This window comes from Mesorhizobium sp. WSM3873 (assembly GCF_001672445.1).
Lineage (GTDB): Bacteria > Pseudomonadota > Alphaproteobacteria > Rhizobiales > Rhizobiaceae > Mesorhizobium.
Genome location: NZ_LYTM01000035.1, coordinates 1 through 24,526 on the forward strand (window position 1 = coordinate 1; position 24,526 = coordinate 24,526).

Consider the following 24,526-nt stretch of genomic DNA (forward strand, 5'->3'; position numbering starts at 1 on the left):
CTTCTATAAGCGCCTTCGCGCCAACGGCAAAAAGCCAATGGTGGCCATCGCCGCAGTCATGCGAAAGATCATCGTCACCCTAAATGCCAGGCTCCGGGATGCCCTGATTCCTCAGAGTTGATGACGAAGGGATAGGTCGCCGCCCCCCTCTGTCCTGCCGGCCCCACAAGGGGCCCACAAGGGACCCACAAGGGGGAGATCGGGGGGCGCGTCGGCTTTCGCCAATCTCCAACGTCGCCAGAGGAGATGCAAAGCACCTCCCTCACAGCTCCTTCTCCGCCAGCTCCCTGAATTCATCCGGCACCGAGCGCGCCGCTTCAAGCGCGACGGTGCCGTAGCCGACGGCCTGCTTGCCGAAGCGCTGGCGGATCTTGTCTATGGCGCGGTCGGCGCCGAAGCGGGCGAGGCCTTTGCGGCTGCCGGGCTTCAGCTTCTCGTCCGCCAGGCCGAGCGGCAGTTCGAGCTGCAGCTCGGCATGCTCTTCCAGATGCGAGACCGAGATCGCCAGCAGCGAGATTTCCCGTTCGCCAGGGTGAGCGGCGAGCACGCCTCTGACCAGCTCTTCCGCGACGTCAGCGAGCATGGTCGTCGCCTGGATCGGTTGCTCCAGCGTCACCGAGCTGGTGACCGCGCGCATGTCGGCAAAGCGCACGCGCACCGTCACCGTGCGGCCAGGCCGGTCCTTGGCGCGCAGGCGGCTGGCGACGCGATCGGCGAGATGCAGGAGCGTCGGCACGAAGACGCGCGGCAGCGCCGGTTTGCGGCCCAGCGCCGACTGCGCGCCGGCGGAATGGGCGCGGCGATGCGTCTCCAGCCGGCGCGGGTCGCGGTTCCAGGCAAGGGCCGCGAGCTTCTGGCCGGCGGCATGGCCGATCAGCCGCTCCAGCGCGCCGCTATGCGTGCGCGCCAATTGCCCGATGGTCTCGACTCCGATCTCGGCGAGCCGCGCTTTGGTTGCCGGACCGACGCCCCACATCAGCGACACCGGCAAATCGTGCAGGAAGGAAAGCTCGGTGCCGGGCTCGACCACCACCAGGCCGTCGGGCTTGGCCACCTGCGAGGCGATCTTGGCGAGATGCTTCGTCCGGGCCACGCCGATCGAGATCGGCAGGCCGAGCTCGCTCTTCACGCGGCGGCGGATGGTTCGCGCAATTTCGTCCGGCGGTCCGAACAGATGCGTGCAGCCGGCGACATCGGCGAAAGCCTCGTCGATCGAGATGCGCTCGACCAGCGGCGTGAAATCATCGAGCACCTTGATCGTGGCGTCGCCGAGACGCTGGTATTCGCCGAAGCGGCCGCCGACGAAGATGAGCTGCGGACAGAGCTCGCGCGCCTTGCGGCCGGGCATGCCGCCGCGAACGCCAAAAATCTTCGCCTCATAGGAGGCGGCAAGCACCACGCCGCCGCCGACCGCGATCGGCTTGCCGCGCAGCGACGGGTCGAGCAGTTGCTCGACCGAGGCGTAGAAGGCGTCGAGATCGGCATGCAGGATGGTAGCGGCCGAAGCGGCGTTCGTGGCGGCCATCGCGCTCCCGGCTCCATCCATCCACTTTTCGGCATCGCAGCATTAGCAGCAACTGTTGTAAGCGGTAATGCGTGTGAACATAAAGAGAACAAAAGGAGTTTCCTGTCAAGCCGGCCAGCTGGGGATGAGAACATCTGCAACCCCTCACAACCAAGGGCTTTGACCGGTTGCGCCGGCGTGCTCCCCTTTGACGGGTTGACCGCGAGACCAGGGAGGGGCGCGAAGGATCGCGGCCCGAAACTGCGTCATGCTAGGACGAAGCCAGGAACGAAACGACGCGCGAAGAGGCCAGGATGACGAAGTGCGGCCGAGCCGGAGCACCGCCCCTCCGATCTTCAGGCGCACTTCTCCGACAGCCCTTAGACCGGCTTGGCGTATTGCTCGGCGCTCAGCACCTCGATGCATTGGAACGGCTCATTGCCTTCCACCCAGGCGTCATGCCCGGGCGGGATGGTATAGGACGTGCCGGCCTCGAAGGTCTTCTGCGTCCCGTCGTCCATGCGTATGGTGATCGTCCCGGACACGACATAGCCGACATGCGACACCTGGCAGCTGTCGGTCTTGACCACCGGCTTCACGCATTCGGACCATCTCCAGCCCGGCTCCATGTTGAGCCGCCCGAGCGTGTAGCCCGGCAGCCGCACCACTTCGACCCGGGTCTTGGCGGGCGAGCGAACCTCGTCGGGATTGTTATGCGACTTGGATTCGAGCTTGGTGACCTTCATTGCAGCTTCGGCCATGGCATCCTCCCACTTCCAAGGATTGCAAGCGGGACCTGACACACGATCGTCGGCGACCGCCGCTGGATTGATACGCCTTTCAATGAATGATTGCTAATGTAATTGCCGGGCGCGGCGCGAAATCGATTTTGCCGCGCAGGCCCTATTGCAAGCACGCTCTGCCGGTGTTTTGCTGTTCCTTGCGCCTGGCACGACGGTGGTTGAGGGGCCACCCCGTTTCTCGCCCCTTGGGGAGAATCCTGTGAACCCTCGGCAAGTGAATTTCGCCAATAGTGCCGCGGCAAAGCCAGGCCCCGTCCGCGATAGTCCATTTTCATTTCCGCTCGCGGGCGCGCGCTCACCGCGCCCATCGAAACCGCCATAGGCGAGGCCAAGCCGGGTGGAAGGCGATACTCGAAAAACAGACAAACTGGGAGGAATCGATGCTTCATCAGGTAGGAAAAACGGAAACCCGTCCGCCGGTCGGGGCAGTGCGCCGCACTCCGCCGGCGCTTCGCCAGTGCTGCGACAACTATATCTGTCCGACCTGCGACCAAGTCGTCGAATTGACGGACTTCCGCCAGGTCGTCTGGCATCAAAGGCCGGGCCATCGGCCGATGGAATTGGATGACTGAGCGGACCTGCCGGAGACAAAAAGGGCCCGAGAAAAGAGGGCCCGAGAGAAAAAGGGCCCGCGCCTTCCAGAGGAATGCGCGGGCCGAAGCTGGAGTAGCCATTCGATAAACGCGCAACCGGCCTACCGGTTGCGCCAGGCGGATCAACCGCCGTTGGCCGGAGCCGGGGCCGGAGCCGGAGCGGCAGGCGCGGGTGCCGGCGTCGTCGACGGAGCCGCAGGCGTCTCCACCTTGGGCGCCTCGACCTTCGGCGCATCGAGCTTCACATTGACATCCGTCGATCCGCCACCGCCGGTGCGGCCACCGACATTGATGATGCCGGTAAAGAACAGCAGGGCCACGATCGCGATGATGGCAAGAACGATCGCCACTGCTGTGCCGGCGCCGCCCCCGCCACTGGTGTTTACAACTGTAGGTCTGTCGGCCATGGTTTCCTCTCCTCTGCCGATTGGGATGTCGTGGCAACGGCGCCAAAGCTGGAATGTTCCTGCTTTCGGGCCACGGTCCCTTGTCAGGCGGGACCTGAGGCCGCACCTTTGAGCGCAGAGGTCCGAATGGGCGATTTCTGGAAACAAGTAGGCCCACAACTCATTGTGGCACAACCGTCGAGTAACGTCCCTTCATCGGCGGTTTGAAAGTGGAGTTGCCCGCCATTTCCTGCGATGTGGCGGGCAACTCCCACAATCCCGCAGTCTGCCGAGATTCGCGAACCTGTTCGCCGCGCTTTTGCCGGTCGATCCAAACGACCACAGGCGTGCGCGACGTACTTTTATGCCCTGCCTGCCGCTTCGCTCGATCTCAGCGCGGGCCGCCCAGGCTGTCGCCAAATCATGATGCACCACTCCGAGCGGAACCCGGCCGCCCGTCACGCCGTTGACTTCCGCGAAGGGATCCTGTGGGCGGAGGCCGCCATGGACAGCTTCGAACTGATCGATCTTCTCTGCGTCGTCGACGCCTGCGCCAGCGATGGCGCGGCTGGGCGCCTTGTTTCGATGTCGAGAGCCGTCGAGGAACTGCGCGTCTTGACCGGTGACTTCGTCTCATCCGACGAGGCGGCGGCGAACGCGTTGAGCCAGGTGGCGCTGCAGCGCGGCTGCGCGGTGTTGTTCGACGAACAGCCCGGCGCCGATATCGTCGGCGAGTACTGATTTCCCCTCGACGGAAGAGCGGCGCTATTTCGCCAGGGTGATCATCCTGCCGGCATACATCTCGCGATTGCCGAGCTCGGCCGCGCAGTCCGATTTCACCGCCGAGTTTCCGGTCATGCCTACGGTATTGCCGACCAGCCGCAGGCAATTGCCCTGCGCGTTCATGTCCGAATTCCCGGCATAGGAGATCGCCGCGTCGGGGGCATAGATGAAACCGCTGACCACCGAGCCGGATCCGCCGTTGATCGTCAGCGCCGCGGTGTTGGCCTTGGCCTGGAAGATTGTGATGCCTGCATAGGGGCCGCTGGTCGGCGGCGAGAGGTTCACCTGCTCATTGGCATTGATGTAGAGCTGCGAGCCTTCCATCAGGAAGATCGTCACGCCCTGGCCGGTGAGGATGCCATTGCCGCCGGGCTTTATGGTGACGTTGCGCAGGATGTAGACGCCCGGATTAAGCGTGATCTTCCCAGACCAGGTCTTGTCGCAATAGGTGCCGGGCGAGAGCGTGACCGTCTTGCCGTTCGGCATGGATTGGCACATGCCGTAGGCGGGCGGGGTGACATTGGCCAGCGGGTCGAAAGATGCGTACTGGTTTTCGAGCGGTGCGCCGCACGAGAGTGTTGCATTGGGCGGCGTCAACCCCGAGGTCGAGCCGACCGTCGAGACGCATGCGGCGCTAAGCAGGGCCGAGCCGCCGCGGTCGATGGCGTCGGCCGCGTCCGAGTTTGCGGCGATCACGCAGCCGTTCATCGCCACATTGGTCGAGCCCTGCAGGTTAACGGCGGAGCCGACATGCGGATCGAGCGCCAGAACGCACGCTTGCGCCCCGGGTTTGACCTCGACGGAGGCGGAGCGGGTCGCCTGCCAGGCCGGCGCGCCGCTGATGAAAGCCGCTCGGCTGATGCTCGACGACAGCGAGATGGTGTAGCCGCTCGGATCGCCGCTGGCCGCTGCCTGGAACGCCCCGACGCTGCCCGAATATTCGCCGGCGTCGGCGACGCTCAGATTGGCTGAGAAGAAAGTCAGGCCGAGCTGGCGCACATCGCCGGCCGACATGGTCGGTTGGTATTTCGTGCCCACCGCCAGCCCGGCTGCGTCCAGCGAGTTCTGCAGTTGCGCCGCGTCGTCGCTCGTGCCGGCCACATCGACGGCGCCGGCCACGACAAGCATCAGCGGCACCATGGCGATTGCGGTCGCCAGCGCGAAATTGCCGCGCGTCGAAGCCCAGAACCGTCTGATCATGGCAGCACCCCTCGCCCGAAACGGCAGAGACACTACTCCAGCCGTCTCTACGACCGATTTCCGAAAAAGATAAAATGCAGCAAAAGCTAAAATCGCTGATTTATCCGCAGCTTGACCTTAGGTCTTATATGAAATGGGACCTAAGTCTGAGTCGCGGCCGCGCAGGGCGGTAAATATGCATACAAGGGTCTGAAAATCGCAAGTCGAGGAAAAAAATTAGCCATTCGTTTATCGCCGGGTGTTGAACGTGGTGGCTGGGATAGCTTGGGCGCGCTCGGCCATGAACACATTCGGTCGGATTTTCAGACAGTTCGTCTCCCGCCGCCTGCGGCGCGGCGAGAGCGGCAATGTTGCGACGATCTTCGCGCTCACCCTGCCGATCGTCGTCGGCGGGGCTGGGCTCGGGGTCGAGACGTCCTACTGGTACTATTCCAGCCTGAAGCTGCAGGCGACGGCGGATGCCGCCGCCTATGCCGGCGCGCTGGAAAAGATCCAGGGATCCAATACCGCGGCGATCACGGCGGCCGCGACGCAGTCGGCGACCGACAACGGCCTCGGCAATGGCACCATCACCGTCCACGCGCCGCCCACCTCGGGGCCGAACACGGCCAAGAAGGCAGTCGAGGTCATCCTCAACCAGAACCTCGACCGGATGTTCACCTCCATTTTCACGGACAGCAAGGTGCCGGAGCAGGCGAGGGCAGTGGCGCTCATCACCGACGGCGCCTATGCCTGCAACAGGGCGCTCAATCCGTCGGCCTCGCAGGCGGTGAGCATTTCCGGCAACACCAGCCTTAAGCAGGTCGGCTGCGTCATCATGGCGAACTCGATCGCCAACGATGCCATCAAGGTCCAAGGGTCGGCAACCCTCCAGACCGACTGCCTGATCGCGGTTGGCGGCGTTTCGCTTAGCACGACGCCCACGATGGTCTGTAAGTCTCCGATCACAGGGGCCTTGCCTGCGGCCGATCCTTACGCTGACCTGCCGACGCCTGCGGCCTCGAACCAATGCCAGAACGATAACAAGACGACGCTGAGCCCCGGGACCTATTGCAGCGGCATGAACCTCAAGGGCAATGTCACGCTTTCTCCTGGCGTCTATGTCATCCAGGGCCCTTTGAAGATCAACGCCAACGCGGTCGTCTCCGGAACGGGCGTGACCATCTTCATGGCCGGCAGCAATACCGTCAGCATGAACGGCAACGCCACGGTGACGCTGAGCGCGCAGACATCGGGCCCCTATTCCGGCGTGCTGTTCTACGGCGACAGGACCGGCACCAACGCGTCGAACACCTTCAACGGCACCGCGAACTCGCTTTTGACCGGCGCCATCTATTTCCCCAGGCAGCAGGTCAGCTATCTCGGCAACTTCTCGGGGACCGGCGGCTGCACGCAGGTGGTCGCGGACACGATCCAATGGTCCGGCAGCACGACAATCAAGCAGGACTGCACCAGCCTTGGAATGAAGAATATACCGGCGGCGCAGTCGGTTGCGATCGTCGAGTAGCGGCATGGAGCCAGCCGCTATCCGCTTACGCAAAGACCGCTCCGGTGCCGCCGCGGTGGAATTCGCGCTGGTGTTGCCGGTGCTATGCGCCGTCCTGTTCGGCATCGCCGATGGTTGGTCCTATGTCACCAACTCGATGGCGATGCGGGCCGGCGTGAAGACGGCGGCGAACCTGCTGCTGGCCGGCGCAACCGATGACAACGCCGTCCAGGCCGCCGCGCTCGCGAGCTGGCAGAAGAAGCCGGACGATGCGGCCGTCGTTGTCACCCGCAGCTACAAGTGCGGGGCGACCGTGGTCACTTCGACCACTATCTGCGCTGGCTCGAAGCTGCCTTCGGTCTTCGTCCAGATCCAGGCGTCGGGCACCTGGGTTCCGCCGTTCACCTTCGGCGTCTTCCCGGGCAATAGCGCGCTCAGCCATCAGCAGGTGGTCCGTGTCCGCTAAGCAAAAAACCAGGCTGTTTGCCAGCAACGCCTCTGGCGGCGCCGCGATCGAGTTCGCGCTGATCGTGCCTTTCCTGATCATGCTTCTGTTCGGCATCTTCGCCTTCGGCTGGTCGATGAACAACGAGTCCAGCGTGCGCTATGCGCTCGAGGCCTCGGCGCGCTCGCTGCAGCTTGACAGGACGATGACCCAGGCTCAGATCCAGGCGATCGCGACGCAGAAACTACAGGCGCTCGGCTTGCAGAACGTGACAGTTATGATCACCACCGACCCGCCGAGCGGCGGCTTCAAGATGGCGCATGTCAGCGCCAGCTATGCCTTCGTCATCAACTTTCCCTATTTCAGCGATTTTCCGATCAATTACTCGACCACTGTCACCGTGCCGCTGATCAACAGCTGAAGCACGTCTCCCCAAAGTGGGACTTCGTTTCGGGTCAATGCCAGGGCTAAGCTTAACAAGCTGTGTGGGCCGAAAGATTGCGACACGCTTCAGGGCATGCCGAGGAAGAATATATAAGTATATATCTGGGATTGGCCGCAAAGCGGGATAAGAACACCTCGGTAGCGCGCCCCAAGCGCTGGTGGCATCACCGCTCCCGCGGGTTGCCCTAAACGATGCCGCGCACGTCCGAAAATCGCCTTTATAAACAGGCGTCTTGTACTCCTCGACGGACGCTGGCCGCATAGCGTTGGGCCCATGGTCCGACGGGAGGTGGGCCTTCATTGTTCCAGAGGGCGGACCTGGCCTTAGCCCATTTATTTACGCAATAATTTCAGCAAGTTAACAGGTGTTCAGCAGGATTTCCGGAGCTGCTTCTCGGGATACTCTCTTGCCGCCACCGAATTTGTTTAAAAGTTACTCCAAGCCGTTAGGGAATTCTCATATGACGCGATCTAGCGGTTGGGCATTGGTGGCGATTCACCTGCGGAGAAACATGATGACAATCCGGAAAACACTTTTGGCTTCGCTCGCCATTCTGGCGCTCGCGGCGGCTCCCGCACTTGCCGGAGCCGGCGGCAATGGCGGGGGCCACGGCAATGGCGGCAGCCATGGCGGCGGTAATGGCAATGGCAATGGCGGGGGCAACGGCAACGGCGGTGGCAACGGCAAGGGCGGCGGCAAGGGCCAAAGCGGCAACAGCGGCGCCTCGCATGGCAAGTCGGCGTCGGCAAAGGCCGCCAAGTCGCAGGTCGACGATGCAACCGATGACGACACGACGGACGATACCACTAAGGCTGCGACGCCGAAGGAAAAGAACATCCATGCCAAGCTCGGCCGGCTGAACTCGCTCCAGCGCAACATCAATGCCTACATGAATTCCAAGAGCAAGAAGTTCGCGGGCATTCAGGCTTATGTGACCCAGGCCGCCGTAGCCCAGAACGCGCAGGCCAAGCTTGACGCGGCAAACGCGAAGCTGGCCGCCGACCAGGCCCAGCTCGGCACGCTCACCCAACAGCTCGCCGACCTCAATGCAACCGACACGACCAACATGACGGCCGAGGAAAAGGCGGCTTTCGATGCGCAGGTTGCCGACGTTCAGGCGCAGATCGACGCCCAGAACGCCGCGATCGCCGCTGACACCCAGGCGGTCACGGATGCCCAGGCCGCGGTGACCGCTAACCCTGCCCCCGATGACGCCACGCTCGACGCCGCCCTGCAGGACATGGCCAACAAGCCGGTCGATCAGGAGGTGACGGACTGGGCCAAGGACGTGCTGGCCGACAAGATCGACCAGGCGGCTGCGGCGACGTCCACGCCATAAGGCACAAGCGGCGAACCTGCCGGAGTGAAATTGCCTGCCGCCGGGGCGACCCGGCGGCATTTTGTTTGGCTGACGGCAATGCATTGGAACGATAGCTACAGACCAGGGAAGGCCGGGGGAATCCTGGTTGCGGCGAGCAGAAACGCCACGCCGAGGCACAGGCGGAATTCAAAAAAAGGCTCGCCTTTGAGGCGAGCCCAAAAGTAGCAAAAGCCGAGGTGGTCAGACGGCTTCTACCCGCGCCAGAAAGCTAACGTGCGGCGCCGGCCGACCGAATAACATTAGTTAAGGAAGAGCTAAAAATCCCTCGGCGTCCGCACCGCTGGAAGCCTTTCGTCGGTTTTGGTTGGCATTGTGCCACGTGTTTGAAAGGGTGGCAGAACCGACGGCGGTGGCGCAGACCGGGTGATCGAAAATCGGCGCGACGAAACGAGTTTGACCGGGAGCTGTATGGTCAGCTCCCGGCCCCCGGTTGCCACCCCAGAGTTCTCGCTATGAATGTCGTACTACGATATAATGGCCGGCGTTGGAATGGGGGACGGGCAATTTCTTTTGCGAGCCGCCCTGCATTGGGGAAAACAACTGCAGGCCCGGGGACCGCTGCCCCGCCGGCGCCGACCCTTGCGGGCCTTTTTGCCTCGCCTGACGCTGTGCGCAATGCACACCAAAACTTCGCTGCCTTGTGGCTAATATGCGTTGCGGTGTGTAGCTTAGCGGGTGAGGGATTTCACAGGGCATTGGGAGGACAACAAAATGCCACGGGTTTCGGAGCTTTTCTTCAAGACGGCCGTCATCTTTCTCATCCTGGGCATAGCCGCCGGGCTGCAGATGGCGATTTCGGGCGACCACGGCGCCTTCCCGGCGCACGCCCACATCAACCTTCTCGGCTGGGTGACCAGCGCGATCTTCGGCGGTTACTACGCGCTCAATCCGGCCAAGGCAGAGCGCCGCATCGCCATGATCCATTACGGTCTTTATACGGTTGGCCTCGTGATCATGCTGCCGGCGCTCTACTGGATGCTGGCCGCAGGCCATCCGGAGATCGAGCCGGTCGTGGCGATCGGCTCGCTGATCGTCGCCGCCGCGGTGCTGACCTTTGCCTTCATCGTCTTCTCGTCCGCGGAGACGGTGCGCTCGGCCACGGTCGCTCCGGCGCAGTAACGGTGCACCCAACAGCGCGTCGCCTGAACCGGCCCAGTGCGACGCGCTCAATTGCTCGATCGCACGCGGCCAAGATTGGCACGTCATCCTGTGGCGGAGCAGGGAGCGAAGCGACGCGGCGCAGACTGCAGGCCGTAAGCTCAGAGCGTTACGACGGTGCAGGATTCTGCCGCGCTGCGTTCCTCGACGAGGTCACGGCTTGGATTCTCGGGTCTTCGCTCCGCTTCACGTCGCTACCCAAAAGATGACGGTGCTGGGGGCTTTGGCCGGACGCTGAGCCGCCTTACGGCAGCAGCCTCGGGAACAGCCGCGAGATCAGCGCATGGACGATGCCGTCGCGCTCGAACGGGCCGGGCAGCTTGGCGGGGGCGCCGGCGTCGCTCGCCTTGCTCTCGTCCGTGGCCCGGCCTTCGGCTTGCACGAGCCACAGCACAGCCACGAAGTAGCCTGCCTGCAGCACCACGCCCGCCAGGAACGTCCAGCCAAGCGACTGCCAGACGGACCCGGTGGACATGAAGGTCCAGCCGAGAACCACCAGAAGCGTTGCCGTCATTCCCACAAGAAACTGCGGAAAATACATTTGCCCAACCGAGCGCCGCGACCAGTTAGGGTCTTCGACGATCTCGCCCATTGCTCTACCCATGTTGACCCTTGCACCTTTTCCGCCAGGATCGCAAGACTTCACGCAGACCCCTTGCCATAGGTCTTAACTCCGGCCCGCCGAAGGACCTATGCCTCAGGAACCAAGCCGAGGCCGATTCCGTTCCCTCGCGGCACGATGATCAGGAGCAGCTAATGAACCGCAGCGGGCTACCGGGCGCGCTGGCGTGTTCGCCTGCTTTCGGCCCGTGCATCACCCTTCGCCGCCGCTGACATGCTGCTGAGCTGAACCCGGCCGCCGGTTGCCGCAGTGCCCGCCCGCCGAGCACGGCCCTTCATCGGCGGGAGACGGCCCTCCGCCCTTCCACGAAAGAAGCGGAGAGTTAGCTCTGACCTCCAATCGGCCGGATCACGTCGCGGCCGGCTCTGGGCTGGCCGAAGAGGTTATCGGGATTGGGGCCTTGGCTGGACCAGTCTTGTATCGAAGGCGTCGGGCAGGCGAACGTGCGCCAGCGCCCTGACCGATCCCGTTGCCATGGCATCCGGCGGCAGAAGGATGACCATCTTGGCCTCGCGATCCGGCCAGAGTGGCCTGCCGCCTGCGAAGAACACGAGCGCCACAACGCAGATCAGAAGAACGGCGGCGAACAGATTCGCAATGATCTCTCCGAGTTGCATGCAGCACCCCCAAAAGGAGCACCCGCCGCATCGCAGGTAGCGGCGGGTGCAACAACAACCGACGATGAAGGGACCTATGCTCGCCAGTCATGACTCCAACAACATAACTGCCTGTATGTTTCGAGAGGGGGACCAATGCCCTCCCATACCAGACCTCAGTCCGACGGCTGTGTTGCGGCGAGGGCGGGCGATAAGGCTTGGACGGGGCTGCCCCCGGCTTCGGGGAGGGGACGTTTGCGCCCGCGGCTGAAGCGACATAAGAAAAGCCCGCCATGCCTTGCGGCACGGCAGGCCTCCTGTCGGAAATGCTGTCTGGATCACGCCTCCAGGATCACGACGATCCTGTAGGTGTCCGGATCCACGATCACGATGCGCCCGTCGGCCAGCACGAAATACTCATAGGTTTCGTAAGCCGGGACGATCTTGACGATGCGGGGCGGCAGGCGATGCAGCCGGATCTTTTGCCGCGGAACCTCGACGCCGACCGAGATGTCGAAGCTGACATCGCGAACCGGCTGGACGTTGGTCTCGCGGATGATCTGCGTGATCTGCGTCCGCTGCTCGACCGTCACATTGGTGATCGAGGCCGTCTTGTCCTGGTCGGTCCGGACGTTGCCCTGAGCGTTCTGCTCAGTGGTCGTGCCGGTCTTGCCCTGAGCGTTCTGCTCGGTCTGCATCTTGGTGGTGCCCTGGGCGTTCTGGTCGGCGGTAGTGCCGGTCTTGCCCTGAGCATTCTGCTCGGTCTGCACCTTGGTGTTGCTGTCAGCATTCTGCTCGGTGCTGGTGCCGGTCTTGCCCTGGGCCTGCTGTTTCTTCTTCAGCGTAGTGTTGTCCTGAGCATTCTGCTCAGTCTGCACCTTGGTGCTGCCCTGAGCATTCTGCTCAGTCTTGGTGTCGGTCTTGCCCTGCGCCTGCTGCTTCTTCTTCAGCTGCGTATTGTCCTCGGCGTTCTGCTCGGTGCTGGCGCCAGCCTCGCCCTGGGCATTCTGCTCAGTCTTCATCTTGGTGGTGCCCTGGGCATTCTGCTCGGTCTGAGACTTCATCTTGCCCTGGGCCTGCTCGCCAGCCTTGCCGCCCTTCGGGCAGTCGGCTTGGCCGGCGGCACAATTATCGCCGCCGCTCGGCTGCACGGACTCGGTCTGCGCCATCGCGGCGCCGCAACCAACGCCGAGCGCGATCATGCTCGTGATCAGAAGATGTTTCATCTGATTTCTCCTCGGAAAGTCGGTCCCTTCGTTGGTTAAACACGACTTGGAAGGCATTGTTCCGAGATTGTTTTGCCAAGCGGCGGCGGCGTTCCTACGCCGGCGGATGCGCGGAATTTTGCAGGAACAAGCCGTGGCCCTCGGCGTTAGGACGGTGCCGATCGGCTGTGGAAATCGCAGGCGCAGCAGAGGAGGCGATTGACCACACAAAGGAGACGACCATGAAAATGCACATCACCACCGCCGCCGCGGCCCTCCTGCTTCTCGCCGGCGCTGGCGCCGTCGCTGCGCAGGACACCGTCGTGATCGCGCCCGAGCAGGAAACCGTCATCAAGGAATATGTGCAAAAGCAGCCGCTGGCTTCGGTGAAGGTTCCCGGCATCGAGCTGAACATCGGCAGCACGCTTCCCGAGACGGTCGAACTGCACGAGGTGCCGAACGTCAAATATCGCTATGTCGTGGTCGATAACCGGACTGTGATCGTCGACCCCGGCACGCGCAAGATCATCAAGGTGCTCAATTAACCGATAGCGTAATCGGCCGGACGGATGGCCCGCCGCCGGTCACGGCGGCGGGCGGTTAACGGAAAATTATTAATTTACGATATCCTAACGGAACCTTTGACCCACACCCAAGTTGGGCGCTTTGGGTCAAATCTGTCTCATGGGCAACACAAACCAGTGGCAGAAACAAACCTGTCTCATAGGCAACACAAACCGGTGGCAGAAAGCAGAATCGGGCGGCGGCGAACAGGCATGGGCAGGGGCGAGGAGGACTAGTTAACATGTCGAAACGAGAAATCGGAACATCCCGCTCGCTCGGGATGCGCGTCGCCGAGTTGCGGGCCAGGATGGAAGACGCCCACATCACCGCACATGAAATAAAGACCTTCCAGAAGGTCGCGGCCATAATGGGGGGCGGCGATGGCTCCCTACGCATCGATGCGGACGATCTGATCGCCGCATCTTTCCTCACCGAGTCGTGCGAAGCTTCGCTGAACTGACAGCCGTCATCGATGTCGACTGGCTGCCGTCCAGCACTGGGCGGCAGTGAGCGGCGCTACGCCGCTTGGCGCGACAAAAGCCTTCGGCCGCGAGGGCTTTTTCGATGATGCTTGGTTCCATAAGCCCGATCCTATAGAACCGGACTTCAGCAGCCTGTCACGCCAGCGGCCATTGCCGGCGCTGCTGGCTTATGCTCCTGGCCTTGACGCGTCTGATCTTGGCTTCGCGTAGCGCGGTGACCGGGTCGACGCCGGTCCACAGAATGCCGGCCTTCTGAGCGAATGCCACGAAGGCCCGCCGCGCTTCCCCGAGTTTCCTCTCGCCTGTCCGCGCTGCCTCGCAGGTCTGCACGGCCGCGGCATAACAGTCGCCGCGCATCGCCGGCGGCCATTCTTTGAGGAAATTCTGCATCGCCGCCAGGGAAGCGATCTCGCGCTTGAAGCCGGCCCCGACTGCGATCGCCACCGGCGCGCGGAGCGGCATGTCGCTTGTGATGTGAACTGCAGTCATGGCGGGCCTTTGCTTGTCGAATTATTCAATTCAAACAATGCGAAGCCGCCCCGGCGGTTCCGCCGGCAACAATCAATTAGGCGCCGCAGACGGAACAAGACCCCAATGCACGCGTTTGCCCCGGGAGCTCCTATGTTCGACCTGCCAGGGTTTCCGCGACGGCGGAGGCGGGCGGAGCTCGCCAACACAACAGGAGACTTATGATGAAACGCACCCTTATTCCTGCTGTTGCCGGCCTTGCTCTGATCGCCGGCGTAGGCTTTGCCGCTGCGGACCAGATCATCGTCACGCCGGAGCAGCAGACTGTTGTCAAGGAATATGTCCACAAGCACCCGATCGCCTCGGTCAACATACTGGGGCTGGAACTGGGCGTCGGCTCGACGGTGCCTGACACGGTCGAGCTGCGGGAGGTGCCGGACGTTCAGTACAGATATGCTGTGGTCAACGATCGCACTGTCCTGATCGATCCTGGTACACGCAGGGTCATCCACGTCATCGAGTGATCTTACGCTTACGAGCCCCGATCCTCCCGCCAAACCGGCGGGGGGATGCCGGCTCCTAGGAAGGAGTCGCAGCCATGCATCATCCCCATGTCGAATCAGTCGACTGTGCAAAGGCGGTCGACCAGCTTCTGGCCGAACGCCGCACTGGCCTCTTATCGATGAAGGAAGCGATTGGCCTGTTGCGCAGGCGCACCGGAACCGAACGCTCTGACGCCGATTTAGCCGCATTGATTACAAAGAAGGCGGCGTATCTGGGAGTCGCTATCGTCTCCGACGTGCACTGAAGAAATCGCTGCCGAAGTTCAGGCACCTACGCGTCGATGCGCAAGACGCCACCAGAAAATTCAGCTAATGTTTCCGTGGGGGAGCGGCCCCACTCAAAGGAGGCGACAGTGACGGACGACAGGCAGGAACGCATTCGCCGGCGGGCGCACGAGATCTGGGAGCAGGCCGGCCGGCCGGAAGGCGCGCATATGGAGCACTGGGACCAGGCGGCCGCCGAGATCGACGCCGAAGTAAAGCCGAAGTCCAAGGCCGCGTCCAAAAAGACGGCCGCCGCCAAGCCGAAAGCGGCCAAGACCGAAACACCCGCCAAAGCCCCCGCCAAGGCCAAGGCTCCTGCCAAGCCGAAAGCCAAGGCATGACCCCAGCGGCCGTTGCGCCGCTGCCATCCGCACAATCGAAATGTAGCAAGCCCGCCCGAAGATTTAGGGCGCGGAGGTGGAGGCTGAACGGCTATCGCCTCCCTTGCTTCCTGGCGTATTGCGCAACGGCGCAGAGGAAAGCCAGCGCGGCGGTATCGCAGGCCGCCCGCGACGGCGACGGACCCTTGGCAAAAAGCACCGCGTCCGCGATCGGGATCGTCAGCCCATGCTTCCTGGCGAATGAGGTGACTTCGTAAGGCTGATCGTCGGCTGGTGCGCCGATGTCGATTTGCTGGTCTATCAAACGAGTTCCTCCCTGGTACGCGACTATGCCTTCCTTCGCCCGAAAGGAATTAACTACCGGCCGCTCGCCCGCGTCCACCAATTGGCAATTGTGTGAAACGATACATTTGTCGAGGTGCATCCGAAAGTTGCAAAAGCGAATTCTCTGCACCCGGCGCGGGCGGAAACCATTCCGTCGCCGCGCTCCTTCGCGCCCCTCTGTTTCGTCGCGTTTGGTGGTATTCCTCCGCGAAGAAGGAAGGACATCTCACTCCCAGGTATCGCTCGATTTTGCAAAGCGCACGCCCTCCGCAGTCATCGCGCACTCGCATTCGCTGATCAGCCTGAGGTTCCTCAAATATCGCGCGATCGTTTCGGGCAGCCAGGCCGCGCAGGCCTCGACATAGGCGCGGCCGTGCACCAGCGTGCCGGTCGAAAGCCGGTCGTCCTTCTCCGCGATCACCTTCAGATATTGCCGGATGAAGCGGATGTCGTCGGCGATGTCCTGGCTGGCCATGCGCCACGCGCCGGCCAGGCGTTCGCGCTCGGCGAGCGGCAAAGGCGAGAGCAATGGGCGGGAAAGGTCGGCGAAAGCGGCATGGTTCGCGGTGTTCAAGAACACCCCTCAACGAAGGGCAATATCGTACATTAGGTACGAAAAGTGGTCAGGAACGTTTCGTACAATTTGAACGATAACTCACTTGGACCGTCTCATGAAACCGTCGAGCTCGATGCGCGCTTCGTCGAGCGCCCTGCCGAGGACCAGGTCCACCATCTCGCGCCTGTCAGGCTGAAGCAGTTGCAAGCCTTTGCGCAGCGCCTCACGCCACGCTTCGCCCCGGTTCCACGCTTCCGCGAAGGCATGGGCGAGGTCGTCTTGCCGACGCGTGGTCTCGAGCGCCTCGACCAGCAGGCTTGCTTGATGCAGGTCCTTCTCCCGCTTGGCGGCAGCGCTTCCCGCGCGTCGCGCCGCGACGATCAGCTTGTGGGCCGCAAAGCGTTCGGGCGAGGGGACCAGCACCGGCACGCCGGAGCGGTGGAGCAGCACTGCCCGCACCGGGTCTCGGATCAGGAAATCGAGGAAGCGCAAGGGCTGGGCCGAGGCGCCGCCCAGCGACGGCATCGGGCTGGCATGGTCAGCATGCTCGTCGCTGCCTCGGTTCGGAGTGAGGAATTCTATGCGGTAGCGCGAAGCATTCTCGAACTGCGTCGTGCGCCCCGCATCGGTTCGGTGCGGGATTTCCCGGAATGTCGGGTCGACCGCCTTCAGCACCTCGATGAGCGGCGGCATGCTGTCGTCGACTTCGGCCGAGACGGAATGGAACTGGGCAAAGTCGGCATCGCCGGTCTGCAGCGCGGCTCCTGGCAGTTTGACGCCGAGATGCCCTGCATAGGTCTGGAAGGCGACGGTGCCGACGAGCACCGCGCGCAGGCGAAAGAGCCCGGCCTTTTCCAGCGCCTCGACGACGTCGCCACTGAAAGCATCGGGCGCCGCCAGGCCGGCGTCGCGAACCAGCGTGGAGACCAGCTTGCGGCGAGCTCTGAGATCGTCCTTGATCTCCTTGAAGGCCGCGACCCGTTTGGCGATCTCGGGATCTTCCGCCGGGCCGACATAGCGCCTGGACTTTTGCGGCCGCGTCTCTTCGAAATACCAGTAGTCGCGGCCTTTCACCGGCACGCGCACGAAATTGCCCGCCGTCGAGAAATCGGTCTCGAAGGAGGCATCCAGGCTGCGCTGCACCAGCTCGGCATAGAGGGTACGATAGGCAAGATCGATGGTCTTCATGGCCGCCCCCGGGCGTGCGCAGCGTTATAAGAAACCTGCAGTTTTCTTATAACTGGGCCTTATTCGGCGAGATTTCAAGAGCGTTATAAGAAACTGGTAAAAATCTTATAACGACCGGCATCTCCTAGGAGAGATGGGCCACTCTTCGGCGGATTGGGGAAACGGTTTGCCCGGTGCGGTCGACGTCACGCCCGAAAACTCGACCTGGAAGGCGTTGAGGCCGGGCTTGGAAGCTTGGAGCAGCGCAGCTTCCGTTACGCCGATTACGGCTGCCGGACGAGCACACCTTGATCATTTCCGGAAACGCGTTCCTTGGCGCCAACCGACAAGCCGCCGCCGCTTTTTTCGAGGAACGCGGGCCGGCTACGCCTTCGCCGTCGACCGCGCGAAGCACGCAGGCGACCCGCTGATCGCGGCGAACAAGGACAACGCTCACCAACCCGGCGCTGAACGACCGGCATTTTTTGAAGGGTGCTAACGGCGCCATCGGCACCATGGACATGGCGAAGATGGAAGCGATGGGCGGGTATTTGTTTGCCTCGGGAATACTGCTCGACGGCAACGGCAAGGCGTTGAAGGAAAGGCCATACTTCGAGACCTACCCGTAGCGCAGGTAATTGTTGCAGGTGGCCGGCGTTTCGCGCGCAATGACATGATTGAGCATGTCGAGTTGCGCCGAAAGCGCTTGCGAGACCGCGCTGTCCGGAGCTGAAAGCAGGAGCGGTGCATATCTGTGCCGCAGATCGGCGACCGCCTGTCTGCTGGTATTGCGCACTTCTGTTTGGCTTCCGGTCTGGGCGGCGGCAGTGATCTTGCGCAGCATCGCATCGTAGTCGTCCGGAAATTCGCGTGCGATAGCCTCAACGATCTGGAGATCCTGCTTCCGGATCTAGGCATCGATGTAGGCGGTGGTCACAGGCTGGGGCGGCTTCGCCACCGACTCATGGTGATATCTGCCGCCGCCGAACATCGCTGGTAGCACTTTTGCCTCAACGAAGCTCAAAGGGGACGACCGCCTCCACCTGCAACCATTTCCCACGCGACATCCGCCCCTCTAAAATGCCTGTCTAGTTCAGTCCGAGGCTCAGCGCCTTCTTGCGGTCGGCCTCGGCGCGCTTCAAATCGCCCTTAGCTCTCCAGGAATGTGCCCTCAAATCGTAGGCGTCGGCATATGTCGGGTCGATCTCGATAGAGCGGCTGTACTCGGCGATGGCGCCATCGTGGTCGCCTTGGCTTTCCTTGATTGCACCTAGACCGAAATGGGCGCCAGCGCTCTTCTTCCGGTCCAGGCTGATCGCCTTGTTGAAGTCTCGCGTTGCGCTGTCGATGTCCTTTTTTGCCGCATAGGCAAAGCCGCGATCGACGTAGAAGCGCGCGACTTTGGGATCCAGTTCGATCGCCTTGTCGAAGTCTGTCATCGCACCCTCGTAATCGGCCTTCTCCAGCCTTTTGGTTGCCCGTCCGTAGTAGGCCATGCTCCAACTCTGATCGATCTCCAGGCCTCGGTCATAGTCGGCTAACGCCCGGTCAAGCTCGTTTTTCTTCCCCCACAAAGCGGCACGCCCAAAATAGGCATCGCTGCTCTTCGGCGCGAGTTCGATGACCTTGCTGAAATCGGCAATGGCGCCATCATAGTCATGGGTGTCGGTGCGGACCATCGCCCGTCCGCGATAGCCGGCGGGGTTTTTCGGATCGAGCGCGATGGCCTGTTCGAACGCGGCGGTGGCGCGTGCATACTTGCGTTTCTTATACCAGACGTAGCCGTGGTCGACGATGGTCTTCAACTTGCTCTGGTCAGAGCCGACAGGATCGCTTCCGGCTGACTTGCGTTTGGCCGCCACGGCGAGCTTGCGGCCCTTCTCGGCTAGGGCCAGCCTTGGATCCAGCTTGAGCGCCTGGTCGTAGTCCGCAATCGCCTGGTCGTAATCGCCGTTGGCGAGCCAGGCGCTGCCACGCCCGAAATAGATCGGCGCAGAACTGGGGTCGATCTTGGCCGCGCGGCTGAAATCGGCGATCGCTCGATCCAGTTCGTTCTTCTTGCTCCAGGCGACGGCGCGGCCGAGGTAAGCTTCGACGTAGGCAGGATAGAGTTCGATCACCTTGCCGTAATCATCGATGGCCGCGTCATACTTGCCCTTCGCTACCAGCGACATGCCGCGCCCCAGATATGCGGACGCCATTTTCGGATCGAGCGTGATGGCTTTGCTGTATTCGGCAATGGCGCGATCAAATTTGTGCCTCTTGTAGAGGGCATCGCCGAGATCGATGAAAGCCTTGAGCTTCTTCGGATCAGGCCCGGCGGCTTCGGCCGCGACATCGCCTTTTCCTCTTGCCGCGTCGGCCGCCTTGCGGCTGACCAGGTAATCCGGATTGTGCGGGTCGAGGTCGATTGCCCGGTCGAAATCGGCGATGGCGCCGTCATAGTCCTTCCTGTCGGCCCGTGCCATGCCGCGCCCATAATAGCTGGCGGCGTCTTTCGGATCGATCGCGATCGCTAATGAATAGGCGGCGATCGCCCGCCCGCCGTCGCCCTTGGCGTGCCAGGCCATGCCCTTGCAAAAGAACGCGTCGCGCGCCTTCGGGTCGAGCGTGGCGGCATGGCCGCAATCGGCAAGCGCGCCCTCGACATCGCCCGACATGGTTTTGGCCATCCCCCGGCGAATATGGGCCGAGACCAGATCCGGAACGAGCTGGATCACCCGATCGTAGTCGGCGATCGCCAGGTCGTAGGCGCGCTTGGCGGCCAAGGCCTTGCCGCGGCCGAAATAGGCGAATGGGCTACTGGGGTCGAGCGCGATCGCCTGCTCATATTCTGCGATGGCATGGTCATATTTGCCCGCGTCCGAAAAGGTGTCGCCGCTCTGCACCGCGCTCAGGACACGTGGGTCGGTCGCCTCGGCCGCCTCCAGCATCTTTGAAGCGGACAGTATTCGCGTTGGGCTCGCTTTGCCTTGGCCGAGTTGCTTCGCCAAGGTTTCAACGGCGGCCGCAACAGAGGGCTGCAACTGTTGCATGCCCACTGGCGGCGCCGGCCTGTTTTCGCCAACGGCAGCCTGCTCGTCACAGCTTCCAGTCCGCTTCAGGTCGAGTTCGATGGCACGCCGGCAATCGACTGCCGCGCCGGCCTGATCGCCCTTGAGCATCCGGGCGCGGCTGCGACCGAAATAGGCGTCGGCGTTTTCGGGATCGAGGCTGATGGCCTTGTCGAAATCGAGCAATGCGCCGTCCACGCCATATTTCGACAGCCGCATCTGGGCGCGCTCGAGCAGGATCCTGGCGGTCGCCGGATCCCTGCCTGGCTTCGCGGCGGTCGGCTTGCCTTGCTCGCCGGGCAGGTGTTCCCTGCACGTGCCTGCCCGCTTCGGGTCGAGCTCGACGGCTCGCCGGCAGTCGCCGACGGCGAGGTCGAAATTGCCAAGCAAGGCCTCCGCGATGGATCGGTGGTAGTAGGCATCGGCGTTGTAGGGATCGAGGCCGATGACAAAGCTGAATGTATCTATCGCGCCCTTGGGGTCGACCTGCATCTGCTGCAACCCCGATTTCATATTCCAGTCGATGGCGGCGGAATTGTCGCGCTTGGCATAGAGTTGCGGCGGCTCATACGTGGGAGGCGCGATAGGCTTGGCCGCCTGCGGCTCAGCTGGGATTGGGACATGAGCCTGACTGGTCGTAGCGCCCGGTGACTGCAGCACGGGTTGCCCCTCGGCCCTGCGCTTGCCAATCTGGACGCTCAGCCGTTCCTTTCGGTAGTCCGCGTTGGCCGGGTCGAGCGCGATTGCCTTGTCCAGGTCCGCTATTGCCTTGTCAGGATCGCTCGCCTCCCAGACAAGCGCCCTCTCGAAATACGATTTTGGATCGTCGGAACTGATGGAAATCGCTTTGTCGAGATCGGCAAGCGCCTCTTTCGAATTGCCGACTCGAGCCATAGTCATGCCGCGCACGCGGTAAGCCGGGGCGTTGGCCGGGTCGCGGCGTACGGCTTCATCCAGATCGGCGATAGCGCGGGCATAATTCTTCTTTAAGCCCCAGCTCTTGGCGCGGTTGAAGTAAAATGCGGAACTTGCTGGATTGAGCCGGATCGCCTCGTCGAATGCGGCGATGGCGCGGGTATGGTCGCCCTTTTCCTGCCATTCTATGCCGACCGCATTTTGGGCGGTGGCGGTTTTCTCGCCACCTCCGTCGCGCGGCTCGCCAAAAGCCTCGGCGATCCGGCGTGAGCAATCACGCCCTTTGTCTGCATCGACGCCGGCGATGTGCTTGCAATCGGCTTCCGCGCGCCTGCGCTCGCCCTTGGCGATCCATGAAAGTGCGCGGTCATGGTAAGGCGTGATGGGGTCCGCGCGGACGCTCTCTGCTTTGTCATAGTCGGCTTGGGCCCGCGTGGCGTCGCCCTTGTCCTCCCAGGCGACGCCGCGCACGCCATAGGCCATCTCGTTGGCGGGATCGATGTCGATCGCCTTGTCGCATTCGACAATCGCACGGTCGTGCTCGCCTTTCTTGTTGAGTGCCCTGGCGCGGTCGGCATAGAGGTTGGCATCGTCCGGCGTGAGCGCGATTGCGCGAGTGTAGTCCGCGACGGCTCGCTCGAAATCTGCCTTGCTCTCCCAGGCAATGGCGCGATTGGTGAAGGCGGGCACGTATGTCGGATCAAGCGCGAGCACCTCGCTCATGTCGGCGATGACGCGGTCGATATCGTTCTTCTGCGTGTAAGCCAGGCCACGCCAGAAATAGGCGTTAACGCGAAGATCGGGAATCTCGGCGCTGTCCTCGGCGATGGGCGTGCAGGCGCTAATCTGCTGGTCGGCGGAGAGGGCGCCGTCGCTGAAGCAAGTAGCGTAATCCTTGCTCTCTGCGAGCGCCGGACTGCGAAGCCCGCCAAGCAGCACCACTATTCCCGCCGGCGCCAAAAGCGGGCCAAATGAAAGCCATGCAACGAATGCGCGGGCGAACGCGCCGGTGCGGCGTGACATGTTTTGATCCTCCCCCCGGAGTTGCCGCGGCAGCGGCTGCAATTACCTACATAGTTCCGTTTTTGTTCCGAAATGCAAGCAGAAATTGCGAACGCTATCCTGTGCTCGCTCTCGGCCAAAGAACGCAACCCTCAAAGCCTGGCAACGCGAAGTTCTTCTTGTTCTTCGTTGAGCGGTGGTTTCTCAGCGAGATTGTCTCTCACATATCGATCATTGAGCGCTTGACCCGCCCGATGATGGTGATCGCCCCTTCGAGCTCCGGCGGCGGAATGTCGAGATAGGACGCCGGCTGGAAGGGCGGGGTGTCGTTCGGGCGGTAGCGCTTGTAGGTGGCACGGCCGGTTTCGTCGGCAATCACATAGCAGCCATTGGTCACCAGCCGCTTGTCGCGCAGGTTGACGAAGATGATCGAATCCGGCGGCGAGATCTTGTTCATCGACGGTCCGTCGACGCGCAGCGCAATCCACTCGCCTTCCTCGAGATCGGCGGTGGGGATGGTCGGGTAGTCCGAAAGGTTGACCACGCTGTCCTGGCTGCCGAGCTCGCCGGCGCTGATCCACGATACGATCGGCACGTCGATGGTGATGGGCGAGGCGGCGAGGTGCACAGGCGCGGCTTCGACGCCGTCGGCGTCAAACAAGAGCCAGCCGGGGTCGACGCCGAACAGCCGGCCGTATTTCTCCGCCGCCTTGCGCGACAGCGGCCGGTTGCCGTTCTCATGGCTGATAAGGGTGTTCTTGTTGATGTCGCGCAAGGCCCGCGCGGCATCGCTGGGCGAGGCATAACCGGCCTGGGCGCGCGCCTGCTGCAATCTGTGCCGAGAATCCATCATCGTACAAAATGCCTGAAAATTATCGTCCGAATTGTACGATTTCGCTTGCGCGCTATTCGTACATAACGTACGCTTAGCGCATGAATGAGCCTACCGCAAGCATTTCCGCATTCCGTGCGAGTATCTCGGCCGCGAATGGGCCGGGGCTGCCCGCGAGCATCTCGGGGCTGCCCACGAGCATCTCGGGGCTAATTGATTCCTGGCAGAGTATCGGCGCCTTCGCCGCAGATGTCGGCTGCGGCTATGAAGCCGCCCGCCAGATGCGCCGTCGCGGACGCATCGCGCCGCAGCACTGGCCGCATGTGGTGGCCGCGAGCCGCAGGCGCGGCATTGCCGGCATCAGCTACGAATGGCTGGCGGGCCATCGCGCCGCTGCCGCCATGCAAGGGGAGGCGGCATGAACGCGCTTGCCTCGCCTGTCGAATTCCAATCGTCCGGGCCGTCCTCCTCCCCGGTCCGGACGCTTTCCGGGGCCTCTGCCCCGGATCCGGTCGAACCGCCCGCACCCCGGTTCACCGGAACGGCCGGAGCCGCTCCTCCCCCGGCTCCGGCCCCCAATTCGGGCCGGCTCGTCTCCTGCATCCGCACCGAGGACGGCACCGTCATCCTGTTCGACCGCAAGGCGGGCCTGGCGGTGTCGGGCCTGACCCGGGCCGCCGCCGAGGCGGCCCTTCTTCGCCTGCTTGGTGCGGCGCCCGGCGCCGCCTGATCTCAACCCTTTCCCGGACCTGACCAACCGCCCGCGGCCGAACCCTGGCGCTTGGCTTCAAGTCGAGCGCTTCGCAACCTTCGCAAGCAATGGAATGAGACATGGCTGCCGCCTACACCGAAAAGGAAATCGACGAGATCGCCGCCTGGCTGAAGGAGGGGCTATCGGCCTCGCGCATTGCCGGCCGCTTCAGCGCGCTGCGCGGCAGCCCGGTCTCGCGCAACGCCATTATCGGCATCGTGCACCGCAACGCCGGCCTTCGTGCCATCGGCTTCGCCAACCCGAAGGGTGGCCGCGCTGGCGGCAGGCCGCGGAAACATGTGCGGCCGGACCGGCCGGACCGGCCGGGCCGGCGGGGCAGGGTGGCGGCCGGAGGTGTCACGCTCTCCGAGCCGGCAGCGCTTTCGAAGCGGGTTGAAGAAGCCGGCGCCGCAACTGCCAATCTCCCCCCTTGCGGGGGAGATGCCCGGCAGGGCAGAGGGGGGTGCTGTCCCGCCAACCTATCCGCTGTTGAGCTATCCACGCAACCGGATGCCCGCACTCCACCGAAACCCAAAAAATCCAAAGCCCGCAAACCCGCGCGCACGCTGCCGCCCGCCTGGCTTTCCCCCGGCACCCGGGAAAAGTCCGACGTCCAGCTCTACAAGCTCCCCGCGCC

General features: G+C 63.0%; 28 protein-coding genes and 2 pseudogenes. 16 read left to right on the forward strand and 14 right to left on the reverse strand.

The window, feature by feature from the left end; all coding sequences use genetic code 11:
* Positions 1-121: pseudogene (locus A9K71_RS32695) on the forward strand (IS110 family transposase); the annotation flags it as partial.
* Positions 122-262: 141 nt separating this feature from the next.
* On the opposite strand, the gene dinB reads toward A9K71_RS32695, so the two are convergent.
* The 3 genes from dinB to A9K71_RS22190 all read right to left on the reverse strand — a co-directional run bounded on the left by dinB (position 263) and on the right by A9K71_RS22190 (position 3,307).
* On the reverse strand, positions 263-1,525 hold the full coding sequence (dinB, locus tag A9K71_RS22180; protein WP_067001016.1) for a DNA polymerase IV: 1,263 nt from the start codon (positions 1,523-1,525) through the stop codon (positions 263-265).
* A gap of 359 nt (positions 1,526-1,884) precedes the next feature.
* Positions 1,885-2,265, reverse strand: coding sequence for a cupin domain-containing protein (locus A9K71_RS22185; protein WP_067001020.1), 381 nt, complete (start codon positions 2,263-2,265; stop codon positions 1,885-1,887).
* A gap of 757 nt (positions 2,266-3,022) precedes the next feature.
* Entirely contained in the window at positions 3,023-3,307 is a 285-nt protein-coding gene (locus A9K71_RS22190) for a hypothetical protein (protein WP_067001023.1), read from the reverse strand.
* A gap of 483 nt (positions 3,308-3,790) precedes the next feature.
* Between A9K71_RS22190 and A9K71_RS22195 the strand changes: the two genes are divergently transcribed.
* The gene (locus tag A9K71_RS22195; RefSeq protein ID WP_067001071.1) at positions 3,791-4,027 is read left to right on the forward strand and encodes a hypothetical protein; all 237 of its coding nucleotides are present in this window, start codon (positions 3,791-3,793) and stop codon (positions 4,025-4,027) included.
* A gap of 24 nt (positions 4,028-4,051) precedes the next feature.
* Here the strand turns inward: A9K71_RS22195 and A9K71_RS22200 are convergent, their stop codons facing one another.
* Positions 4,052-5,269, reverse strand: coding sequence for a TadE/TadG family type IV pilus assembly protein (locus tag A9K71_RS22200; protein WP_067001026.1), 1,218 nt, complete (start codon positions 5,267-5,269; stop codon positions 4,052-4,054).
* Between the two features lie 280 nt (positions 5,270-5,549).
* Between A9K71_RS22200 and A9K71_RS22205 the strand changes: the two genes are divergently transcribed.
* The 5 genes from A9K71_RS22205 (at position 5,550) to A9K71_RS22225 (ending at position 10,145) form a co-directional block, all read left to right on the forward strand.
* On the forward strand, positions 5,550-6,776 hold the full coding sequence (locus A9K71_RS22205) for a pilus assembly protein TadG-related protein (protein ID WP_067001029.1): 1,227 nt from the start codon (positions 5,550-5,552) through the stop codon (positions 6,774-6,776).
* A gap of 4 nt (positions 6,777-6,780) precedes the next feature.
* A complete protein-coding gene (locus A9K71_RS22210; RefSeq protein ID WP_067001032.1) occupies positions 6,781-7,221 on the forward strand; it encodes a TadE/TadG family type IV pilus assembly protein in 441 nt (146 codons plus the stop codon).
* A complete protein-coding gene (locus tag A9K71_RS22215; RefSeq protein ID WP_067001034.1) occupies positions 7,211-7,621 on the forward strand; it encodes a TadE/TadG family type IV pilus assembly protein in 411 nt (136 codons plus the stop codon). Before A9K71_RS22210 ends, A9K71_RS22215 begins: the two co-directional genes overlap by 11 nt.
* 430 nt (positions 7,622-8,051) lie before the next feature.
* A complete protein-coding gene (locus A9K71_RS31725) occupies positions 8,052-8,984 on the forward strand; it encodes a hypothetical protein (protein ID WP_348627011.1) in 933 nt (310 codons plus the stop codon).
* A 753-nt stretch (positions 8,985-9,737) separates the two neighbouring features.
* Positions 9,738-10,145 carry a hypothetical protein gene (locus tag A9K71_RS22225; protein ID WP_067001036.1) on the forward strand — a complete coding sequence of 136 codons (408 nt, stop codon included), beginning with the start codon at positions 9,738-9,740 and terminating at the stop codon, positions 10,143-10,145.
* 283 nt (positions 10,146-10,428) lie between these two features.
* Here A9K71_RS22225 and A9K71_RS22230 read toward each other — a convergent pair whose 3' ends face one another.
* The 3 genes from A9K71_RS22230 to A9K71_RS22240 all read right to left on the reverse strand — a co-directional run bounded on the left by A9K71_RS22230 (position 10,429) and on the right by A9K71_RS22240 (position 12,628).
* A complete protein-coding gene (locus A9K71_RS22230; protein ID WP_245299725.1) occupies positions 10,429-10,776 on the reverse strand; it encodes a hypothetical protein in 348 nt (115 codons plus the stop codon).
* A 413-nt stretch (positions 10,777-11,189) separates the two neighbouring features.
* Complete coding sequence (locus tag A9K71_RS22235) at positions 11,190-11,423, reverse strand: polymerase (protein ID WP_067001040.1); 234 nt, start codon at positions 11,421-11,423, stop codon at positions 11,190-11,192.
* Positions 11,424-11,740: 317 nt separating this feature from the next.
* Entirely contained in the window at positions 11,741-12,628 is an 888-nt protein-coding gene (locus A9K71_RS22240; RefSeq protein ID WP_067001042.1) for a DUF1236 domain-containing protein, read from the reverse strand.
* A gap of 221 nt (positions 12,629-12,849) precedes the next feature.
* Here A9K71_RS22240 and A9K71_RS22245 point away from each other — a divergent pair, with 221 nt between their 5' ends.
* Both A9K71_RS22245 and A9K71_RS22250 read left to right on the forward strand, forming a co-directional pair.
* Positions 12,850-13,152 carry a DUF1236 domain-containing protein gene (locus A9K71_RS22245; protein ID WP_067001081.1) on the forward strand — a complete coding sequence of 101 codons (303 nt, stop codon included), beginning with the start codon at positions 12,850-12,852 and terminating at the stop codon, positions 13,150-13,152.
* Positions 13,153-13,412: 260 nt separating this feature from the next.
* The gene (locus tag A9K71_RS22250; RefSeq protein WP_067001044.1) at positions 13,413-13,631 is read left to right on the forward strand and encodes a hypothetical protein; all 219 of its coding nucleotides are present in this window, start codon (positions 13,413-13,415) and stop codon (positions 13,629-13,631) included.
* Between the two features lie 157 nt (positions 13,632-13,788).
* Here A9K71_RS22250 and A9K71_RS22255 read toward each other — a convergent pair whose 3' ends face one another.
* Positions 13,789-14,142: a DUF982 domain-containing protein gene (locus tag A9K71_RS22255; RefSeq protein ID WP_082980646.1), complete on the reverse strand. Its 354-nt coding sequence runs from the start codon at positions 14,140-14,142 to the stop codon at positions 13,789-13,791.
* Positions 14,143-14,345: 203 nt separating this feature from the next.
* On the opposite strand from A9K71_RS22255, the gene A9K71_RS22260 reads away from it, so the two are divergent.
* The 3 genes from A9K71_RS22260 (at position 14,346) to A9K71_RS22270 (ending at position 15,289) form a co-directional block, all read left to right on the forward strand.
* Positions 14,346-14,645: a DUF1236 domain-containing protein gene (locus A9K71_RS22260; protein WP_067001089.1), complete on the forward strand. Its 300-nt coding sequence runs from the start codon at positions 14,346-14,348 to the stop codon at positions 14,643-14,645.
* A 74-nt stretch (positions 14,646-14,719) separates the two neighbouring features.
* Complete coding sequence (locus A9K71_RS22265) at positions 14,720-14,929, forward strand: hypothetical protein (RefSeq protein WP_067001047.1); 210 nt, start codon at positions 14,720-14,722, stop codon at positions 14,927-14,929.
* A gap of 108 nt (positions 14,930-15,037) precedes the next feature.
* On the forward strand, positions 15,038-15,289 hold the full coding sequence (locus A9K71_RS22270) for a DUF2934 domain-containing protein (RefSeq protein ID WP_067001050.1): 252 nt from the start codon (positions 15,038-15,040) through the stop codon (positions 15,287-15,289).
* Positions 15,290-15,380: 91 nt separating this feature from the next.
* On the opposite strand, the gene A9K71_RS31730 is transcribed toward A9K71_RS22270, so the two are convergent.
* From A9K71_RS31730 to A9K71_RS22285, 3 genes are all read right to left on the reverse strand, one after another.
* Complete coding sequence (locus A9K71_RS31730; protein WP_067001092.1) at positions 15,381-15,593, reverse strand: hypothetical protein; 213 nt, start codon at positions 15,591-15,593, stop codon at positions 15,381-15,383.
* Between the two features lie 246 nt (positions 15,594-15,839).
* A complete protein-coding gene (locus A9K71_RS22280) occupies positions 15,840-16,187 on the reverse strand; it encodes a hypothetical protein (protein ID WP_156752744.1) in 348 nt (115 codons plus the stop codon).
* An 81-nt stretch (positions 16,188-16,268) separates the two neighbouring features.
* A complete protein-coding gene (locus tag A9K71_RS22285) occupies positions 16,269-17,357 on the reverse strand; it encodes a GSU2403 family nucleotidyltransferase fold protein (RefSeq protein ID WP_067001056.1) in 1,089 nt (362 codons plus the stop codon).
* A gap of 464 nt (positions 17,358-17,821) precedes the next feature.
* Between A9K71_RS22285 and A9K71_RS31735 the strand changes: the two genes are divergently transcribed.
* Entirely contained in the window at positions 17,822-17,965 is a 144-nt protein-coding gene (locus A9K71_RS31735) for a hypothetical protein (RefSeq protein ID WP_156752745.1), read from the forward strand.
* On the opposite strand, the gene A9K71_RS22290 is transcribed toward A9K71_RS31735, so the two are convergent.
* From A9K71_RS22290 to A9K71_RS22300, 3 genes are all read right to left on the reverse strand, one after another.
* Positions 17,956-18,180: a hypothetical protein gene (locus A9K71_RS22290; protein ID WP_067001059.1), complete on the reverse strand. Its 225-nt coding sequence runs from the start codon at positions 18,178-18,180 to the stop codon at positions 17,956-17,958. The two genes, A9K71_RS31735 and A9K71_RS22290, sit on opposite strands and share 10 nt — an antisense overlap.
* Positions 18,181-18,424: 244 nt before the next feature.
* Positions 18,425-22,327, reverse strand: coding sequence for a tetratricopeptide repeat protein (locus tag A9K71_RS22295; RefSeq protein ID WP_156752746.1), 3,903 nt, complete (start codon positions 22,325-22,327; stop codon positions 18,425-18,427).
* A gap of 199 nt (positions 22,328-22,526) precedes the next feature.
* Complete coding sequence (locus tag A9K71_RS22300) at positions 22,527-23,159, reverse strand: S24 family peptidase (protein WP_067001065.1); 633 nt, start codon at positions 23,157-23,159, stop codon at positions 22,527-22,529.
* Positions 23,160-23,239: 80 nt separating this feature from the next.
* On the opposite strand from A9K71_RS22300, the gene A9K71_RS22305 reads away from it, so the two are divergent.
* The 3 genes and pseudogenes from A9K71_RS22305 to A9K71_RS32700 all read left to right on the forward strand — a co-directional run.
* A complete protein-coding gene (locus A9K71_RS22305) occupies positions 23,240-23,560 on the forward strand; it encodes a hypothetical protein (RefSeq protein ID WP_245299727.1) in 321 nt (106 codons plus the stop codon).
* Entirely contained in the window at positions 23,557-23,868 is a 312-nt protein-coding gene (locus A9K71_RS22310; RefSeq protein ID WP_067001068.1) for a hypothetical protein, read from the forward strand. Before A9K71_RS22305 ends, A9K71_RS22310 begins: the two co-directional genes overlap by 4 nt.
* Positions 23,869-23,969: 101 nt before the next feature.
* Positions 23,970-24,526, forward strand: a pseudogene (locus A9K71_RS32700) (GcrA cell cycle regulator); the annotation flags it as partial.

Bases quoted from the DNA above. Each gene is read 5' to 3' on its own strand.
- dinB (WP_067001016.1), bottom strand. From the start codon at position 1,525: ATGGCCGCCACGAACGCCGCTTCGGCCGCTACCATCCTGCATGCCGAT.
- A9K71_RS22185 (WP_067001020.1), bottom strand. From the start codon at position 2,265: ATGGCCGAAGCTGCAATGAAGGTCACCAAGCTCGAATCCAAGTCGCAT.
- A9K71_RS22190 (WP_067001023.1), bottom strand. From the start codon at position 3,307: ATGGCCGACAGACCTACAGTTGTAAACACCAGTGGCGGGGGCGGCGCC.
- A9K71_RS22195 (WP_067001071.1), top strand. From the start codon at position 3,791: ATGGACAGCTTCGAACTGATCGATCTTCTCTGCGTCGTCGACGCCTGC.
- A9K71_RS22200 (WP_067001026.1), bottom strand. From the start codon at position 5,269: ATGATCAGACGGTTCTGGGCTTCGACGCGCGGCAATTTCGCGCTGGCG.
- A9K71_RS22205 (WP_067001029.1), top strand. From the start codon at position 5,550: ATGAACACATTCGGTCGGATTTTCAGACAGTTCGTCTCCCGCCGCCTG.
- A9K71_RS22210 (WP_067001032.1), top strand. From the start codon at position 6,781: ATGGAGCCAGCCGCTATCCGCTTACGCAAAGACCGCTCCGGTGCCGCC.
- A9K71_RS22225 (WP_067001036.1), top strand. From the start codon at position 9,738: ATGCCACGGGTTTCGGAGCTTTTCTTCAAGACGGCCGTCATCTTTCTC.
- A9K71_RS22230 (WP_245299725.1), bottom strand. From the start codon at position 10,776: ATGGGCGAGATCGTCGAAGACCCTAACTGGTCGCGGCGCTCGGTTGGG.
- A9K71_RS22235 (WP_067001040.1), bottom strand. From the start codon at position 11,423: ATGCAACTCGGAGAGATCATTGCGAATCTGTTCGCCGCCGTTCTTCTG.
- A9K71_RS22240 (WP_067001042.1), bottom strand. From the start codon at position 12,628: ATGAAACATCTTCTGATCACGAGCATGATCGCGCTCGGCGTTGGTTGC.
- A9K71_RS22245 (WP_067001081.1), top strand. From the start codon at position 12,850: ATGAAAATGCACATCACCACCGCCGCCGCGGCCCTCCTGCTTCTCGCC.
- A9K71_RS22250 (WP_067001044.1), top strand. From the start codon at position 13,413: ATGTCGAAACGAGAAATCGGAACATCCCGCTCGCTCGGGATGCGCGTC.
- A9K71_RS22255 (WP_082980646.1), bottom strand. From the start codon at position 14,142: ATGACTGCAGTTCACATCACAAGCGACATGCCGCTCCGCGCGCCGGTG.
- A9K71_RS22260 (WP_067001089.1), top strand. From the start codon at position 14,346: ATGAAACGCACCCTTATTCCTGCTGTTGCCGGCCTTGCTCTGATCGCC.
- A9K71_RS22265 (WP_067001047.1), top strand. From the start codon at position 14,720: ATGCATCATCCCCATGTCGAATCAGTCGACTGTGCAAAGGCGGTCGAC.
- A9K71_RS22285 (WP_067001056.1), bottom strand. From the start codon at position 17,357: ATGAAGACCATCGATCTTGCCTATCGTACCCTCTATGCCGAGCTGGTG.
- A9K71_RS22290 (WP_067001059.1), bottom strand. From the start codon at position 18,180: ATGCTGCGCAAGATCACTGCCGCCGCCCAGACCGGAAGCCAAACAGAA.
- A9K71_RS22295 (WP_156752746.1), bottom strand. From the start codon at position 22,327: ATGTCACGCCGCACCGGCGCGTTCGCCCGCGCATTCGTTGCATGGCTT.
- A9K71_RS22300 (WP_067001065.1), bottom strand. From the start codon at position 23,159: ATGATGGATTCTCGGCACAGATTGCAGCAGGCGCGCGCCCAGGCCGGT.
- A9K71_RS22305 (WP_245299727.1), top strand. From the start codon at position 23,240: ATGAATGAGCCTACCGCAAGCATTTCCGCATTCCGTGCGAGTATCTCG.
- A9K71_RS22310 (WP_067001068.1), top strand. From the start codon at position 23,557: ATGAACGCGCTTGCCTCGCCTGTCGAATTCCAATCGTCCGGGCCGTCC.